Origin of the sequence: Gordonia sp. AC31, assembly GCF_031844505.1 — a bacterium.
Classification (GTDB): Bacteria; Actinomycetota; Actinomycetes; order Mycobacteriales; family Mycobacteriaceae; genus Gordonia; species Gordonia hongkongensis.
On the sequence record NZ_JAUZVK010000008.1, the window covers coordinates 149,645 to 164,213 of the forward strand.

The following is a 14,569-nucleotide window of genomic DNA, read 5'->3' on the forward strand; positions in this document are numbered from 1 at the left end:
CTTTTCTGGACCATCAATCGTTTTTGCCGACACAGCATGACGACATACATTGTCGTTAACCCAAACAACACCATAGTGAATTTCGGTAGGGTTGCCGGGCTTCAGGCCAATGAACCCAGCGTTCGCACCAGGTGATCGACCTCGTAAGGCGTCGAGTACGGGGCCAGCCCGACCGTGACGGCACCGCCGAAGTCGGGTGCACCCATCCGAGCCAGGGCGCGGTTGGGAAGGTCGGCGAGTGCGCAGACACCGTTGTCGGCCAGACGCCGGACGACCTTGTCGGCACCCACCGACTCCACGGTGAAGCTCGCCAGCGGTATCCGATTCTCCTCGGTCCCCACGAGGTTCACATGGTTGAGCTGGGAAAGGGTCGTGACCAGGTAATAGTTGAGGCGCTGCAGATACTCGTACACACCGTCCATCGACGTGACGAGACGCCGCCGGCGCTTGCCGATCCCGGACTCGTCGAGTCCCGCGAGATGTTCCACCGACGCGACCAACCCGGCGAGCATCGCGCCCTGCTGCGGTTCGGGTTCGAGCCGGGCGGGTCCGCGCGCGGACGGGTCCATCGACATCAGCTTCAGCCGGTCGATCAGGTGGGGTTCGCGGAAGGCCATGGCCGCCATGCGCGGACCACCCCACCGCTCGGCCGAGACGACGAGGACGTCGGCACCCAGGTCGTGGATGTCCAGGCTGATGTACGGCGCCGCGTTGGTGGCGTCGACGACCAGAAGCGCGCCGGCTTCGCGGACCAGCGGCGCGATCTCGCTGATGTCGGTGACGGCCCCGGTCGTGGACGACGCGAGGGTCACCGCGACGACCTCCGTATCGGGCGTGACGAGATCGCCGAACTGCCAGGCCGGTAGTCCGCCGGTCTCGACGTCGACCTCGGCCCAGCGAACCCGGCCGCCGTAACGATCCGCCGCGCGCAGCCACGGCACGATGTTCGGCTCGTCATCCTGACGCGTGACGACGACGTCACCCCGCAGCCACGCATGCGGCGCGAGGGCCTCCGCCAGACCGGCCAGCAGCACGTACCGCGACGGTCCGAGCACCACACCCGCGGCGTCTCCGCCGACGAGATCGGCGATCGCGCGCCGGGCACCGTCGACCACCTCCGCGCTCGTGCGAGCCGACGGGTAGACCCCGCCCGGGGCGGCGGACAGAGAGCGGAAACTGGTGGTCACAGCGGTCGCGACCGAATCGGGGATCTGCATCCCCGCCTGCGGGTCGAGGTGGATCCAGCCGTCGCCGAGCGATGGAATCAATCCACGCACGTAGGCGACGTCGAAAGCCATGGGCACGAGGATAGACGTCGGCCATCTGCCGTTTCGCGGTGTCCGGGCACAATGGGACGCATGGCTATCGAAGGCACTCCAGGACCCGGCCCCACCTCAGGACCGTTCGGCTCGGCCGGCGACTCCGACAACGTGATCGTCGTCGGCGCGGGCACGGATGGGCAGATGGACGGCGAGTCGTCGGAATCGACCAGCGTCGCCGACATGGTCGAGCAACCCGCCAAGGTCATGCGCATCGGCACGATGATCAAGCAGCTGCTCGAAGAGGTGCGTGCGGCTCCTCTCGACGACGCGTCGCGCAATCGCCTGCGTGAGATCCACCAATCGTCGGTGCGTGAACTCGAAGAAGGCCTCGCGCCCGAGCTGCGCGAAGAACTCGAACGTCTCGCACTCCCCTTCTCCGACGAGGGCACCCCGTCGGATGCCGAGCTCCGCATCGCCCAGGCCCAGCTCGTGGGCTGGCTCGAGGGACTGTTCCACGGCATCCAGACCGCACTGTTCGCCCAGCAGATGGCCGCTCGAGCCCAGCTCGAACAGATGCGTCAGGGCGCGCTTCCGCCCGGCATGCCCGCCCCCGGTGGTGCCGGCGGACCCGGCCACAGCACGGGGCAGTACCTCTAGGTCGCCACACCGGGATCAACCGGCTCAGGGTCACCCGCTCAACCGGCAGCGGGCAGCGGATGGGCCGAGGGGTACGCTGACTCCTCGTGTCAGCGGTAGTAGACGACGACGCGATCCCCGCGCGTCCCCAGGGCTCTGATTCGCGCAGCTTCGCGCGCGCGGTCAAGGACCTCCGCGACGGTTTCGCGAGCCGCGAACTGTGGTTCCACCTCGGCTGGCAGGACATCAAGCAGCGCTACCGACGTTCGGTCCTGGGACCGCTGTGGATCGTGATCGCGACCGGTGTGACCGCGATCGCGATGGGTCTGCTCTACGGCGAGCTCTTCGGCATGGACATCAGGGTGTTCCTGCCGTACGTCGCGCTCGGCTTCATCTTCTGGAACTTCATCTCGAGCTCGATCCTCGAGGGCTCCGAGGTCTTCTCGAAGAACGAGGGCCTGATCAAACAGCTTCCGGCCCCCGTGAGCGTGCACGTCTACCGCGTGGTGTGGCGAGCGCTGATCATCTTCGCGCACAACGTCGTCATCATCGTCATCCTGTTCCTGATCTTCCCGCCGCCGCTCAACTGGACCGTCACGCTGATCGTCCCGGCCCTCGCGCTGTATGTGGTCAATTCGATCTGGGTGACGATCGTGTTCGGCATCCTGTCGACCCGATTCCGCGACATCGGCCAGCTCCTCACCACCGCGGTGCAGCTGGTCTTCTTCATGACGCCGATCATCTGGACGACGCAGAGCCTCGGGAACGCGACCGGCGAGGCGTCGTCGAGATTGAAGCTCGTCGAGCTGAACCCGATGTTCCATTATCTGGAAATAGCGCGCGGACCGCTGCTGGGCGAGCCGGTCGAGTTCTACCACTGGGCCGTCGTCCTGGGCTGCACCGCCGTGGGCTGGGTGCTGGCCATGCTGGTGTTGCGCAACTACCGGGCCCGCGTGGCGTACTGGGTGTAGGGACGGATTCGATGGCCAGGAACAACGATCTCGGAGACAACCGCGTCCGCGTGGACACGTGGGACGCGTGTGTGGACTTCCCGATCTTCGACGCCAAGACCCGGTCGCTCAAGAAGTCGGTCATCGGCGCGGCCGGCGGCGTCATCGGCTCCACCGAGTCGAACGTGGTCGTCGTCGAGGCACTCAAGGACATCAACCTGCACCTCAAGCACGGCGACCGGATCGGGCTGGTCGGCCACAACGGCGCCGGCAAGTCGACGCTGCTGCGTCTGCTGTCGGGCATCTACGAACCCACGCGCGGCGCCTGCCGGGTGCACGGCCGGGTCGCCCCCGTCTTCGACCTCGGCGTCGGCATGGACCCCGAGATCTCCGGCTACGAGAACATCATCATCCGCGGCATGTTCCTGGGCATGACGCGCAAGGAGATGCTCAAGAAGATCGACGACATCGCGGAGTTCACCGAGCTCGGCGACTACCTGCAGATGCCGCTGCGCACCTACTCCACCGGTATGCGGGTGCGCATCGCACTCGGCGTGGTGACCTCCATCGACCCGGAGATCCTCATCCTCGACGAGGGCATCGGCGCCGTCGACGCCGACTTCATGCGCAAGGCGCGGGGTCGGCTCCAGGCGCTCGTCGAGCGGTCGGGAATCCTGGTGTTCGCCAGCCATTCCAACGAGTTCCTGGCCCAGCTGTGCGACCGCGCCCTGTGGATCGACCACGGACAGGTCCGCATGGAAGGCGGCATCGAAGAGGTCGTCGAGGCGTACGAGGGCCCCGACGCCGCGGCACACGTCCGCCGGGTGATCGCCGACCTGGAGAAGGCGGACAAGAAAGGGACCCCGGAGTGACCGACGGCGCCGTCGCTCCGAAGGTCGTCGCGGTCGTGGTCACGCACCGTCGCGCGGAGTTGCTCGCCGAGTCGCTGGCCGTGGTCTCTGGCCAGGACCGGCCCGTCGACCATCTGATCGTCGTCGACAACGCCGACGAACCAGAAGTCGCCGAACTCGTTGCGGCACAGCCCGTTCCGACGACCTACCTCGGGTCGAGACGCAATCTCGGCGGTGCCGGCGGATTCGCGCTGGGCATGCTGCATGCGCTCGCCCTCGGCGCCGACTGGGTCTGGTGCGCCGACGACGACGGCCGACCCGACGGTCCGACGGTTCTCTCGACGCTGCTCGACTGCGCCGCACGGCATGATCTCGACGAGGTGTCGCCAGTGGTCGCCAACCTCGACGACCCGGACACCCTCGCCTTCCCGCTGCGACGCGGACTCGTGTGGCGCCGTAAGCGGTCCGAGCTTTTTGCCGACGGTGAAACCCAGGACGACGATCTGCTGCCCGGCATCGCGTCGCTGTTCAACGGCGCTCTGTTTTCCGCACGGTGCCTCGAGCAGGTGGGCGTGCCGGACCTGCGGCTGTTCTTCCGCGGCGACGAGGTGGAGGTGCACCGTCGGTTGGTCCGCTCGGGCGTACGGTTCGGCACCTGCCTTCGCGCGGGATACCTCCACCCCGACGGCTCGGCGGAATTCCGACCGATCCTGGGCGGTCGCATGCACACCCAGTACCCCGACAACGACACCAAGCGGTTCTTCACCTACCGCAACCGCGGCTACCTGATGAGCCAGCCCGGACTCCGGAAGCTGTTGCCGCAGGAGTATGCCCGCTTCGGTTGGTTCTTCCTTGTGCAGCAACGCGATCCGAAGGGCTTCGCCGAGTGGGTGCGGCTCCGCGGCCTCGGTCGCCGAGAGCGGTTCACGCGGCCCTGAGGTGTTGATCCTTCACTGCTCCCTGAGCTGCGAGCGAAGCGCTTCACGAAGGGTTTCACAAGGCACGTCACCATGCCCTTCGAGGCTCGTCGACCTCGACGCGCTCCTTCGTCGCTTGCTCGGCCCGGCGGCTTGCGCTCCTCACACCTCAGGGAGCAATGGGTCCTCACACCTCAGGCAGCGGAATTCAGCACCGCGCGCGGGGTCATCCCCAACGCCGAGATCGCGCCCAGCGCAGCGATTCCCGCGAGTACCCACCAGGCGGTCAGGAACGAGTCGTGCACATCGGCGTACACCGCCGAGGTGCCGATGATCGCGACCAGCAAGCTGACGCCCAGGGACATGCCGATCTGACGACTCATGTTGACCACCGCGCTCCCGGTCGCGGCCTGATCTGCGGGGAGGTCGGCGGTCGCCGAGGACAGGATCGACGGCAACGCGAAGCCCACTCCGACACCGCCGACCAGCCAGCCAGGCAGGAACTCGGTGGCGAAATCCGGTGTGGCGTCGACCGACAGGGCGATGAGGGCCGACCCGAGACCGAAGAGCACACAACCGAAGGCGACGAGTCGCCCCACCGGGACCCGCGCACTGAGGCGATGCGACACGGCCGCGAAGATCGGGACCATCAGCGGTCCGGTTGACACCGCGAGACCCGTCACGATCGGCGAGAAGCCCCAGACCTGCTGCAACCACAGGATGTTCGCGAGAAGTGCGCCGGCGAACGGGATGGAGAACAGCAGCATCGTCACGTTCGCGACCGAGAAGGCCCGGATCCGCAGCAGTGCAGGCGAGATCACCGGTTCGGGATGACGCGCCGAACTGAGGACGAAGCCGACGAGCCCTACCCCGGCGACGATCCACGCACCGGTGATCCGCGCGTCCGTCCAACCCCACTCACTCCCCTGGACCAGACCGAGTGTCAAGGCCCCCACCGAGACGACCAGGAGAAGCGCGCCCAACGCGTCCGGAAAGCCACTGGCCGAGACGTTTTGGGGGCGGGACAGTACGATCGCCCCGGCGACGATCGCCGCCACGCCGACGGGCACGTTGACCAGAAACACCCAGCGCCACGACGCCTCGACGAGAAGACCGCCGACGGCCGGCCCGAAGGCCGCGGCCAGGGCGCCGGTGGCCGCCCAGATGCGCACCGACCGGGCCCGACGTTCCGGCGGCAACGTCGCCACGACCAGACCCAGGCTCGCCGGGGTCAGAATCGCCGCGCCGAGTGCCTGCAGTGCGCGGAATGCCACCAGCCACCAGACGCCCTGCGCCGCGGCACATGCCGCACTCGCCGCGGTGAAGATCGCGAGACCGAGCAGGAAGCCGCCCTTGCGGCCGTACCGATCGACGATCCGGCCCGCCGGAACAAGGAGCGCCGCATACAGGATGGCGTACGCGTTGAGGATCCAGGACATCTGGGACAGGGTCGCGCCGGTGAAGTCGGCGCCGATGTCGTCGAAGGCGACGTTGACGATGAAGACGTCGAGGCTGGCCATGAACGCCGCCCCGGACAGGATGAGCAGGACGAGGCCGGGCCGCGCGACAGTCGGCGCCGGCGTCGCCGGGCCGCTTCGAGTGACCGTCATCGGACCGGCCATCCGAGAACCCGGCGACTCTGGCGCGCGGAGGCGAGGAGCCGGCCGCCGCGGTCGCGCAGCGTGGTGTCGTCGACCGACCAGCCGCCGGACGTCGAGGTGTTACGCGTATGGACGAGAATCGGCGCCGGAGTGGCGTCGTCCAGCGGCGCCGTCACATGCATGGAGAATGCCACCGTCGGAAGTGCAAGCGGCGCAGTCAGAGTCGGGAAGACGGCGGGCGGTAGGCAATCCGCCAGCAGGGCCAGGTAACCTGCGTCGACGGCCATCGGGGTTCGGGTGGTGATCCATGCCCGCATCCAGGCCTCGTCGGCTCCGGTGAGCGCGAGCGGACCGTCGACCGGTCGCACATCGAGCTGCGCGCCCATCGGCACGATCTCCGGGGGAATCATGAAGGGGTCGAGCCCTTCCGGGCCGGGAACGCCCGCGACCCGGTCGATGACATCGGCAGGTGCGGATTCCCCGACCCGCCCGGTCGTGACTGATGCCGACGCGATGTCGACACCCGCCTGGGTGACCGTGACGTCGACGACCCTCGTGTGCCGACCGACCTCCCGGACCGTCGGCGTCAGGAGCAACTCCCCGCCGTCGGGCTTGCCGACGAATCGCAGATCGAGAGCGCGCACCGTCGTACCCGGCGCTGCATCGGCGCCGACCCGGACGGCCAGCGCCGCGATGGCACCACCGTGCGGGCCCGACCATCCCCACCAGGAACGGTCGATGGTCGCCGACCATCGACCATCTCCGGTCGGGGTCGCTCCGAAACTGTCCAACAATCCGTCATCAATGGCTTCTTGCCTGCTGAGTTGCTTCACGCAACTCATGCAAGCAGGTTGAGTTGCGTCACGCAACCCACTACTCTCGATCCCATGCGCCGCGCCTCATTCGCCGAGATGAACTGCTCGATCGCCCAAACTCTGGAGATCGTCGGCGAATGGTGGACGCTGCTGATCGTCCGGGACGCGATGTTCGGTGTGACGCGATTCGACGAGTTCTCGTCGCGGCTCGGCATCGCGCGCAACGTGTTGACCCAGCGACTGGACACCCTCGTCGAACACGACATCCTGGCGAAGGAGCCGTACCAGGACAACCCGGTGCGCTACGACTACCGCCTCACCGAGAAGGGCCGGGACCTCTGGACGGTTCTGGCCGCGTTACGTCAGTGGGGTGACCGGTGGACCGCCGAGGACGGCGCACCAGTGGTGTCGACACACTCCTGCGGCCAGACGATGACGGTCGAGCCGACGTGCTCGGCATGCGGCGAGCGAATCGGCACCGGCGAACTACGGGTACACCCGGGCCCCGGCGCGACTACGGACAATCCCCTCGCGGGGCTTCGCTGACCCTGGGCGCCACCAGCCGACAATTGCCATCCCCCTGCGCGCTGGAGACCTGCGACGATGACGAAGTCCATGTCGAATAACTAGAACGTGTTCTACTGTGGACGGAGTTTCACTGCCGTCCCGAGGAGCATGATGCGGTTCACGTATGCCGAGGCCATGACCGATCCGTCGTACTACGCGCCGCTCGCGCAGGCCGCCGAAGCCGCGGGGTACGCCGGCTTCACCATTCCCGACTCGCTGGCCTATCCGGAGGAATCGGACGCGAAGTATCCGTACACCCCCGACGGCAATCGCGAGTTCCTCGACGGCAAGGCGTTCATCGAGACCTTCATCCAGGCCGCGGCGCTCGGCGCGGTCACCTCGACCATCCGCTTCACCCCGTTCGTGGTGAAGCTGCCGGTCCGCCCGCCCGCGCTGGTCGCCAAGCAGGCCAGCTCGGTGGCGTACCTGACGAACAACCGCTTCGCGATGGGCGTCGGCACGAGTCCGTGGCCCGAGGACTACGACTTCATGGGCGTGGACTTCAAGCGCCGCGGCAAGCGGATGGACGAGTGCATGGACATCATCCGCGGCCTGACCACCGGCGAGTACTTCGAGTTCCACGGCGAGTTCTACGACATCCCCAAGATCAAGATGACCCCCGCGCCCACCGAACCAATCCCGCTACTCGTGGGCGGCCACGCCGACGCCGCGCTGCGTCGTGCGGTCATCCGCGGTGACGGCTGGATGCACGGTGGCGGTCCGCCCGAGGAGCTCGAGACGCTGCTGGACCGGATCAACGAGATCCGCAAGGCCGAGGGAAAGACCAACGATCCGTTCGAGATCCACGTGATCTCCATGGACGCCTACACCGTCGACGGATGTAAGCGGCTGGAAGACAAGGGGATCACCGACGTGATCGTCGGTTTCCGGCTGCCGTATGTCATGGGCGACGACACCGAGCCGCTGCAGACCAAGATCGACCATCTGAACTGGTACGCCGACAACGTGATCGCGAAGGTCAACAGCTGATCCTGTCCTCCTGCCGCAATTTCTCCGTCCGCGGAGGTATGGCACGGTTGCACCACCTGTACCGCTGGGGCACACTGCACAGCAGGGCGCCTCACGCATGCCGTGGCGCGGCCGACGTGCGGTGAGACTCCGAGGCGAACACTCGCCGGGCGGGAGGACAGTGATGACCGATTCGCCGAGCGGGTCGGTGTATTCATCTGTGCGCGAGCAGCTTCCGCCGCGCAGACCCGACGTTCTCGATCGCCGCGGGTTCCTTCGCGTCGCCGGTGTCGCCGGAACCGCCTTGCTGGGCACGTCCGTGCTGGCCGCATGCGGTGGCGGGTCGTCGGACACCGTCAACACCATCAAGGCCGCCATCGCCGGTGAACCCGACCAGCTCGACCCGCAGAAGTCCAGTTCCTACTTCACCTTCGAAGTACTCGAGAACGTCTTCGACACCCTCGTCGAACCCGACGAGCAACTCCAGATGCGGCCGGCACTGGCCGAGAGCTGGGAGGTCAGCCCCGACGGCCTGCAATGGACGTTCACGCTGCGCGACGGGGTCACGTTCCACAACGGCGACCCGCTGACCGCAGCCGATGTCGAATACTCCTTTCGGCGGATCATCGACGAAGAACTGTCCAACGCATACAAACTCGAGGCCATCGCGTCGATCACCGCCCTCGACGACCGTCGGGTCCGGTTCACCGTCAGCGCGCCGACCCCCAATCTGCTGACGAGCATCGGCGGGTTCAAGGGACTGGCCATCGTCAACCGCCGCAACGTCGAATCCGGTGAGATCACGACCAGGCCGATCGGCACCGGGCCGTTCTCGTTCGTCTCCCGGTCGCCGGGCGCATCCATCGTGTTGGCGTCGAATCCCGACTACTGGGGTGGGGCGCCCGCCGTCGACGGCGTGCGCTACAGCTTCATCTCACAGGGAACGACCGCGGTGTCCGCACTACGGTCGGGTGAGATCGATTGGACCGACGCCATTCCCGCCCAGCAGCTCAGCATCCTGCGCCGCGACGACGCACTCGATGTCGGGACCGTGGTCGCCAACGACTACTGGTACGTCACGATGAACTTCGACGCCCCGCCGTTCGACGACACCCGGGTCCGCCAGGCGGTCGCGTATGCGATCGACCGGGACTCGATCGCGCAGGTCGTCGGGTACGGGACCGCGACGCCCAACGAGCTCGCGATCCCCGCGACCAGTCCCTGGTTCGCACCCTACGACCGCTATACCGCCGGACTCGACCGCGACGCCGCCGTCGCGAAGGCCAGAGACCTGCTCCGGCAGGCCGGCATCCGCGGACTCGACATGCGCCTGATGGTGACCACCGAGTATCCCGAGACGGTGACGGCGGCGCAGGTGATCGCGTCGAACCTCGCCGACGTCGGGATCGACGTGCGGATCGAACAACTCGACTTCGGCGCATGGCTCGATCGCCAGGCCGCCGGCGACTTCGACGCCCTGCTGCTCGGTTGGCTGGGCAACATCGACCCAGACGACTTCTACTACGCCCAACACCATTCCGAGGGCACGTCGAACTCGCAGAAGTACTCGAACCCCGAGGTCGACGCCTTGTTGGACCGGGGTCGAACCGAACTCGACGTCGATGCCCGCAAGCGGATCTACGCCGAGGCCGCGAGCATCATCGCCGACGACGTGAGCTACCTCTACCTCTACAACCCGTCGTCGACCCAGGCCTTTGTGACGCAGCTCCGGGAATATGTCGTCCGACCCGACAAGGCCATCCGATTCCGCGATGCCCGGCTGGAGAGGAGCTGAGATGACCGCGTTGCACTCGCCGCTGGCGCGCTTCATCGTCGTGCGCCTGCTCTACACCGTCGCGGTCCTGCTCGGCGTGATCGTCGCGGTGTTCTTCCTGATGCAGGTCGTGCCCGGTGATCCCGTCCGCATCGCGCTCGGCACCCGCTACACCCCGGAATCGTATGAGGCGCTGCGCAGCGCCTCCGGACTCGACCAGCCGCTGGCAGCGCAGCTGGTGAACTATGTCGGCAGTGCCTTCACCGGTGACCTGGGTGTCAGCTTCCGCAACAGCGAACCGGTCACGACGATGCTCTTCGATCGGCTTCCCGCCACGATCACACTCGCGACCGCGGCGATCGTCGTCGCGTTGCTCATCGCCGTGCCACTCGGTTTCTGGGCCGCGCTGCGGGAAGGTCGGCTGGCCGACAACGTCATCCGCGTGGTGAGCCAGTTCGGGATCTCCGTGCCCGACTTCTGGATGGGCATCCTGCTGATCGGTCTCTTCTCCACCGCGCTCGGCTGGTTACCGTCGGCCGGGTATCAGCCCTTCGCCGACGACCCACTCGGTTGGCTCGAACACCTCGTGCTGCCGGCGATCACGGTCGGGGTCGTGACGGGGGCGATCATGACGCGGTACGTGCGCTCGTCGGTGCTCGACGTGGCGAACGCACCGTTCGTGACGACGGCCGAATCGAAAGGGCTGAGCACCAAGCGTGTTCTCCTCGATCACGTCGGACGCAACGCGCTCGTACCCGTGCTGACCATCTCCGGTATCCAGTTCGCAGGTCTGCTCGGCGGTGTCATCGTCGTAGAGGTCGTGTTCGCCTGGCCCGGACTGGGTCTGCTGGTCTACGACTCGGTCGCCGCGCGCGACTACCCGGTCCTACAGGGTGCGATCCTGCTCATCGCGGTGATCTTCCTGGTCGTCAACCTCGTCGTCGACATCCTCTACGCCGTCATCGATCCCAGGATTCGACTGTCATGACCCTCACCTCACCCGACCCGCCGGAGCCCGGTACCGGAGTCGACGACGAACCGGCCGGCACCGAGCTCAACAGCGGAACGTCGACCGATTCGGCCTGGCGATTGCTGCTACGCAACCGCACCTCGGTGATCGGGCTGATCATCATCGCAGTCGTCCTCGTGTGCGCGGTGTTCGGTCCGCTCATCGCTCCATACGGCGCCAACGAGATCGACGTCCCGAATGCGCTGCAGGCACCCAGTTGGTCCCATCTCTTCGGGACCGACGACCTGGGTCGCGACGTCTTCTCCCGGGTGGTGCTCGCCGCGTCGGTGAGCATGCGCGTGGCGGTCATCGCAGTGGCGATCTCCCTCACCGTCGGCGTGATCCTCGGTATGGTCGCCGGTTTCGCCGGTGGCGTCCTCGACACCGCGCTCATGCGGATCGTCGATGTGGTCTTCTCTTTCCCGGTACTGCTGCTCGCGCTGGCCATCGTCGCCATCCTGGGACCGGGAGTCACCTCGGCGATGATCGCGATCGGCGTCGTCTACATACCGATCTTCGCCCGGGTGGCGCGCGCCGACACCCTGCGTGTGCGACAGACCCAGTACGTCCAGGCGTCACGCACGATGGGGGTGGGGACACCGGCGATCCTGGCACGCCATGTGCTGCCGAACATCTCCGGACCGGTCATCGTCCAGACCTCGATCTCGCTGGCGTTCGCGATCCTGTCGGAGGCGGCACTCTCGTTCCTCGGCCTCGGTGTTCAACCGCCCGACCCGTCGTGGGGCCGGATGCTCTTCGACGCACAGGGGTTCATCACCACCGCCTGGTGGATGGGTGTGTTCCCCGGTCTGGCGATCCTCGTGACGGTCTTCGCTTTCAACCTCGTCGGCGACGGCGTACGCGATGTGCTCGACCCGCGCCAGCGCACGCTGCTGCGCAACCGCGGGTACGAACGCAAGTCGCCGACGGTGACCACACCGTCGACCGCGAAACACGTCGACACCGACGGATCGGTGCTGCGCGTGGAGGATCTCGTCGTCGGTGTCGGTCCGCGAGAGATCGTGCACGGCATCAGTTTCTCGGTCGCGCCGGGTGAGACGCTCGGGATCGTCGGGGAGAGCGGTTCAGGCAAGTCACTGAGCGTGTTGTCGGCGACCGGGCTCTTCGACGCGCCCAGCGCGTACGTCCGCGGGTCGGCCCGCCTCGGCGACACCGAAATCGTCGGCGCCACACCGGCGAAACTCCGGGACCTACAAGGTTCGCGAGTCGGCTTCGTCTTTCAGGACCCGTCGTCGAGCCTCAATCCCCTGCTCACCGTCGAACAACAACTGACCGAGGGTCCGCGCCGGCATCTCGGCCTCTCGCGGGGCGAGGCGCGCGAACGGGCCCTTACCCTGCTGCGCGACGTGAACCTGCCCGACCCCGAAAGCCGTTTGCGCGCATACCCGCATCAGTTGTCCGGCGGCCAACGGCAGCGCGTCATGATCGCGATCGCGTTGGCCTGCGATCCGGAACTCCTCATCGCCGACGAGGCCACCACCGCACTCGACGTGACCACGCAGGCACAGATCATCGACCTCGTCGCGAAACTACAGCGCGAGCGCGGTATGGCGGTGGTCTGGATCAGCCACGACCTCGGCGTCATCGGACGGATCGCCGACCGGGTGATGGTGCTGCGATCCGGCCGGATCGTCGAGAACAATGACGTCACAACGCTGTTCGACGACCCGCAGGACGAGTACAGCCGCACACTGCTGGACTCACGTCCGCTGTTGAGCAAGGTCACCGAACGTGATGGCGCGTCGCCTCTTCAGAAGCGAACCGACGCCGACCCACTGCTCCGCGTCACGGGGCTGGGCGTCGACTATGTGGTCCGCGGCCCGTCGGGGCGCCGGGTGGTGCACGCCGCCGACGGGGTGGACCTGCAGGTCGCTCGTGGCCGGACGCTCGGGATCGTCGGCGAATCGGGTTCGGGGAAATCGACCGTGGCCGGCGTCATCACCGGCCTCATCACGTCCGCCCAGGGCACGACGGTGCGGGGCAGCGTGACCGTCACCCTCGACGGCCGGAGGGTCGAGGCCATCGGGGCGCGCGGCGCCGACGAAGCCCTGCTCCGACGCCGCGTCGCCATGGTGTTCCAGGACCCGGCCGCCTCGCTCGATCCGCGGATGACGGTGGCGGCGTCGATCGCCGAACCGCTGCGGACGCACGGCCTCACCGACGGCCGGGACGGCACGCGGAGTCGTGCCGAAGAGTTGCTCGCCGACGTCAGCCTCGACGCGTCATACCTCGACCGCTATCCGCACGAGATGTCCGGCGGCCAGCGGCAGCGGGTGAGCATCGCCCGCGCGCTGGCGTCCGACCCGGAGGTCCTGATCCTGGACGAATCGACGGCATCGCTCGACGTGTCGGTGCAAGCCAGCGTCCTCGACCTGCTCGCCGAGCTCCAGCGTCAGAAGGGGCTGACCTATCTGTTCATCGCGCACGACCTGGCCGTCGTCGAGCAGATCAGCGACACCGTCGCGGTGATGCAGGACGGGAAGGTCGTGGAGAGTGGACCGGCGTCGACCATCCTCCACGACCCCGCGACCGACTACACCCGCGCGTTGCTCGCGGCCATCCCGCCGGAGGTCCCGCAGCGGGCCTGACCCGTCGACTGTGCGTTGCAACCCCGCCACGCCCGTCGGCACGGTTGCCAGGGCGTCGTCGGCTAGGGTGTCAGCGTGTCTCGACCCGACCCTGGTGACCACGTCCGCGATGACGACGAACCGAGCCACGAGGACTTCGCCACACGCCATGCGCCGATGCCGATCGAGCTGCCCCTCGACGACGAAGAGGCGTCGACGAACGTCGGTCTGAAGACCCAGCTGGTGCGCTTCGTCATCACCGGCGGGTTCTCCGGGCTGCTGGACTTCGGGCTGACGATCCTCCTGCAATACGGTCTGGACGTCCCGTTCTGGCCCGCGAAATCCGCCGGGTTCATCCTTGGCACCACCGTCGCGTACCTGCTGAACCGTCGATGGACATTCCGAGCCGAACCGAGCATGGCGCGGTTCGTGTCGGTCGTCGCGCTCTACGTGGTGACCTACTTCGTCAACGTCGGTATCTACACGCTTCTGTCGCATGCCTGGCAGGAAACGCTGCTGTACAGCTTTGCGGCGTACGTCGTCGCACAAGGCACCGCTACGGTCATCAACTTCGTCGTCCAGCGGATGGTCATCTTCAAGATCCGCTGACCCGAGAACGCACGGTCAACG

Annotated in this window: 13 protein-coding genes; 10 read left to right on the forward strand and 3 right to left on the reverse strand. The window is 67.0% G+C overall.

The window, feature by feature from the left end:
* Positions 1 to 101 precede the first annotated feature (101 nt).
* On the reverse strand, positions 102 to 1,298 hold the full coding sequence (locus Q9R39_RS12140; RefSeq protein WP_165629184.1) for a cysteine desulfurase-like protein: 1,197 nt from the start codon (positions 1,296 to 1,298) through the stop codon (positions 102 to 104).
* A 60-nt stretch (positions 1,299 to 1,358) separates the two neighbouring features.
* Between Q9R39_RS12140 and Q9R39_RS12145 the strand changes: the two genes are divergently transcribed.
* The 4 genes from Q9R39_RS12145 (at position 1,359) to Q9R39_RS12160 (ending at position 4,637) form a co-directional block, all read left to right on the forward strand.
* The gene (locus Q9R39_RS12145; RefSeq protein WP_165629185.1) at positions 1,359 to 1,919 is read left to right on the forward strand and encodes a bacterial proteasome activator family protein; all 561 of its coding nucleotides are present in this window, start codon (positions 1,359 to 1,361) and stop codon (positions 1,917 to 1,919) included.
* 86 nt (positions 1,920 to 2,005) lie between these two features.
* Positions 2,006 to 2,869 (forward strand): ABC transporter permease, encoded by an 864-nt coding sequence (locus Q9R39_RS12150; RefSeq protein ID WP_065631226.1) that lies wholly within the window; start codon positions 2,006 to 2,008, stop codon positions 2,867 to 2,869.
* 11 nt (positions 2,870 to 2,880) lie between these two features.
* Positions 2,881 to 3,720 (forward strand): ABC transporter ATP-binding protein, encoded by an 840-nt coding sequence (locus tag Q9R39_RS12155; RefSeq protein ID WP_068971148.1) that lies wholly within the window; start codon positions 2,881 to 2,883, stop codon positions 3,718 to 3,720.
* Positions 3,717 to 4,637 (forward strand): glycosyltransferase, encoded by a 921-nt coding sequence (locus tag Q9R39_RS12160; protein WP_165629186.1) that lies wholly within the window; start codon positions 3,717 to 3,719, stop codon positions 4,635 to 4,637. Before Q9R39_RS12155 ends, Q9R39_RS12160 begins: the two co-directional genes overlap by 4 nt.
* 173 nt (positions 4,638 to 4,810) lie before the next feature.
* Here the strand turns inward: Q9R39_RS12160 and Q9R39_RS12165 are convergent, their stop codons facing one another.
* Both Q9R39_RS12165 and Q9R39_RS12170 read right to left on the reverse strand, forming a co-directional pair.
* Positions 4,811 to 6,238 carry a DHA2 family efflux MFS transporter permease subunit gene (locus tag Q9R39_RS12165; protein ID WP_165629187.1) on the reverse strand — a complete coding sequence of 476 codons (1,428 nt, stop codon included), beginning with the start codon at positions 6,236 to 6,238 and terminating at the stop codon, positions 4,811 to 4,813.
* A complete protein-coding gene (locus Q9R39_RS12170) occupies positions 6,223 to 7,050 on the reverse strand; it encodes an acyl-CoA thioesterase II (RefSeq protein WP_165630744.1) in 828 nt (275 codons plus the stop codon). The genes Q9R39_RS12165 and Q9R39_RS12170 overlap by 16 nt, the downstream gene beginning before the upstream one ends.
* Positions 7,051 to 7,104: 54 nt before the next feature.
* On the opposite strand from Q9R39_RS12170, the gene Q9R39_RS12175 reads away from it, so the two are divergent.
* The 6 genes from Q9R39_RS12175 (at position 7,105) to Q9R39_RS12200 (ending at position 14,548) form a co-directional block, all read left to right on the forward strand.
* Positions 7,105 to 7,578: a helix-turn-helix domain-containing protein gene (locus Q9R39_RS12175; RefSeq protein WP_165629188.1), complete on the forward strand. Its 474-nt coding sequence runs from the start codon at positions 7,105 to 7,107 to the stop codon at positions 7,576 to 7,578.
* A 132-nt stretch (positions 7,579 to 7,710) separates the two neighbouring features.
* The gene (locus Q9R39_RS12180) at positions 7,711 to 8,589 is read left to right on the forward strand and encodes a TIGR03619 family F420-dependent LLM class oxidoreductase (RefSeq protein ID WP_058251131.1); all 879 of its coding nucleotides are present in this window, start codon (positions 7,711 to 7,713) and stop codon (positions 8,587 to 8,589) included.
* A 163-nt stretch (positions 8,590 to 8,752) separates the two neighbouring features.
* The gene (locus Q9R39_RS12185) at positions 8,753 to 10,363 is read left to right on the forward strand and encodes an ABC transporter substrate-binding protein (RefSeq protein WP_058250966.1); all 1,611 of its coding nucleotides are present in this window, start codon (positions 8,753 to 8,755) and stop codon (positions 10,361 to 10,363) included.
* 1 nt (position 10,364) lies between these two features.
* The gene (locus tag Q9R39_RS12190) at positions 10,365 to 11,330 is read left to right on the forward strand and encodes an ABC transporter permease (protein ID WP_058250965.1); all 966 of its coding nucleotides are present in this window, start codon (positions 10,365 to 10,367) and stop codon (positions 11,328 to 11,330) included.
* Positions 11,327 to 13,960 carry a dipeptide ABC transporter ATP-binding protein gene (locus tag Q9R39_RS12195; protein WP_311277551.1) on the forward strand — a complete coding sequence of 878 codons (2,634 nt, stop codon included), beginning with the start codon at positions 11,327 to 11,329 and terminating at the stop codon, positions 13,958 to 13,960. Before Q9R39_RS12190 ends, Q9R39_RS12195 begins: the two co-directional genes overlap by 4 nt.
* A 75-nt stretch (positions 13,961 to 14,035) precedes the next feature.
* The gene (locus Q9R39_RS12200; RefSeq protein ID WP_078111851.1) at positions 14,036 to 14,548 is read left to right on the forward strand and encodes a GtrA family protein; all 513 of its coding nucleotides are present in this window, start codon (positions 14,036 to 14,038) and stop codon (positions 14,546 to 14,548) included.
* The last annotated feature ends 21 nt before the right edge of the window (positions 14,549 to 14,569 follow it).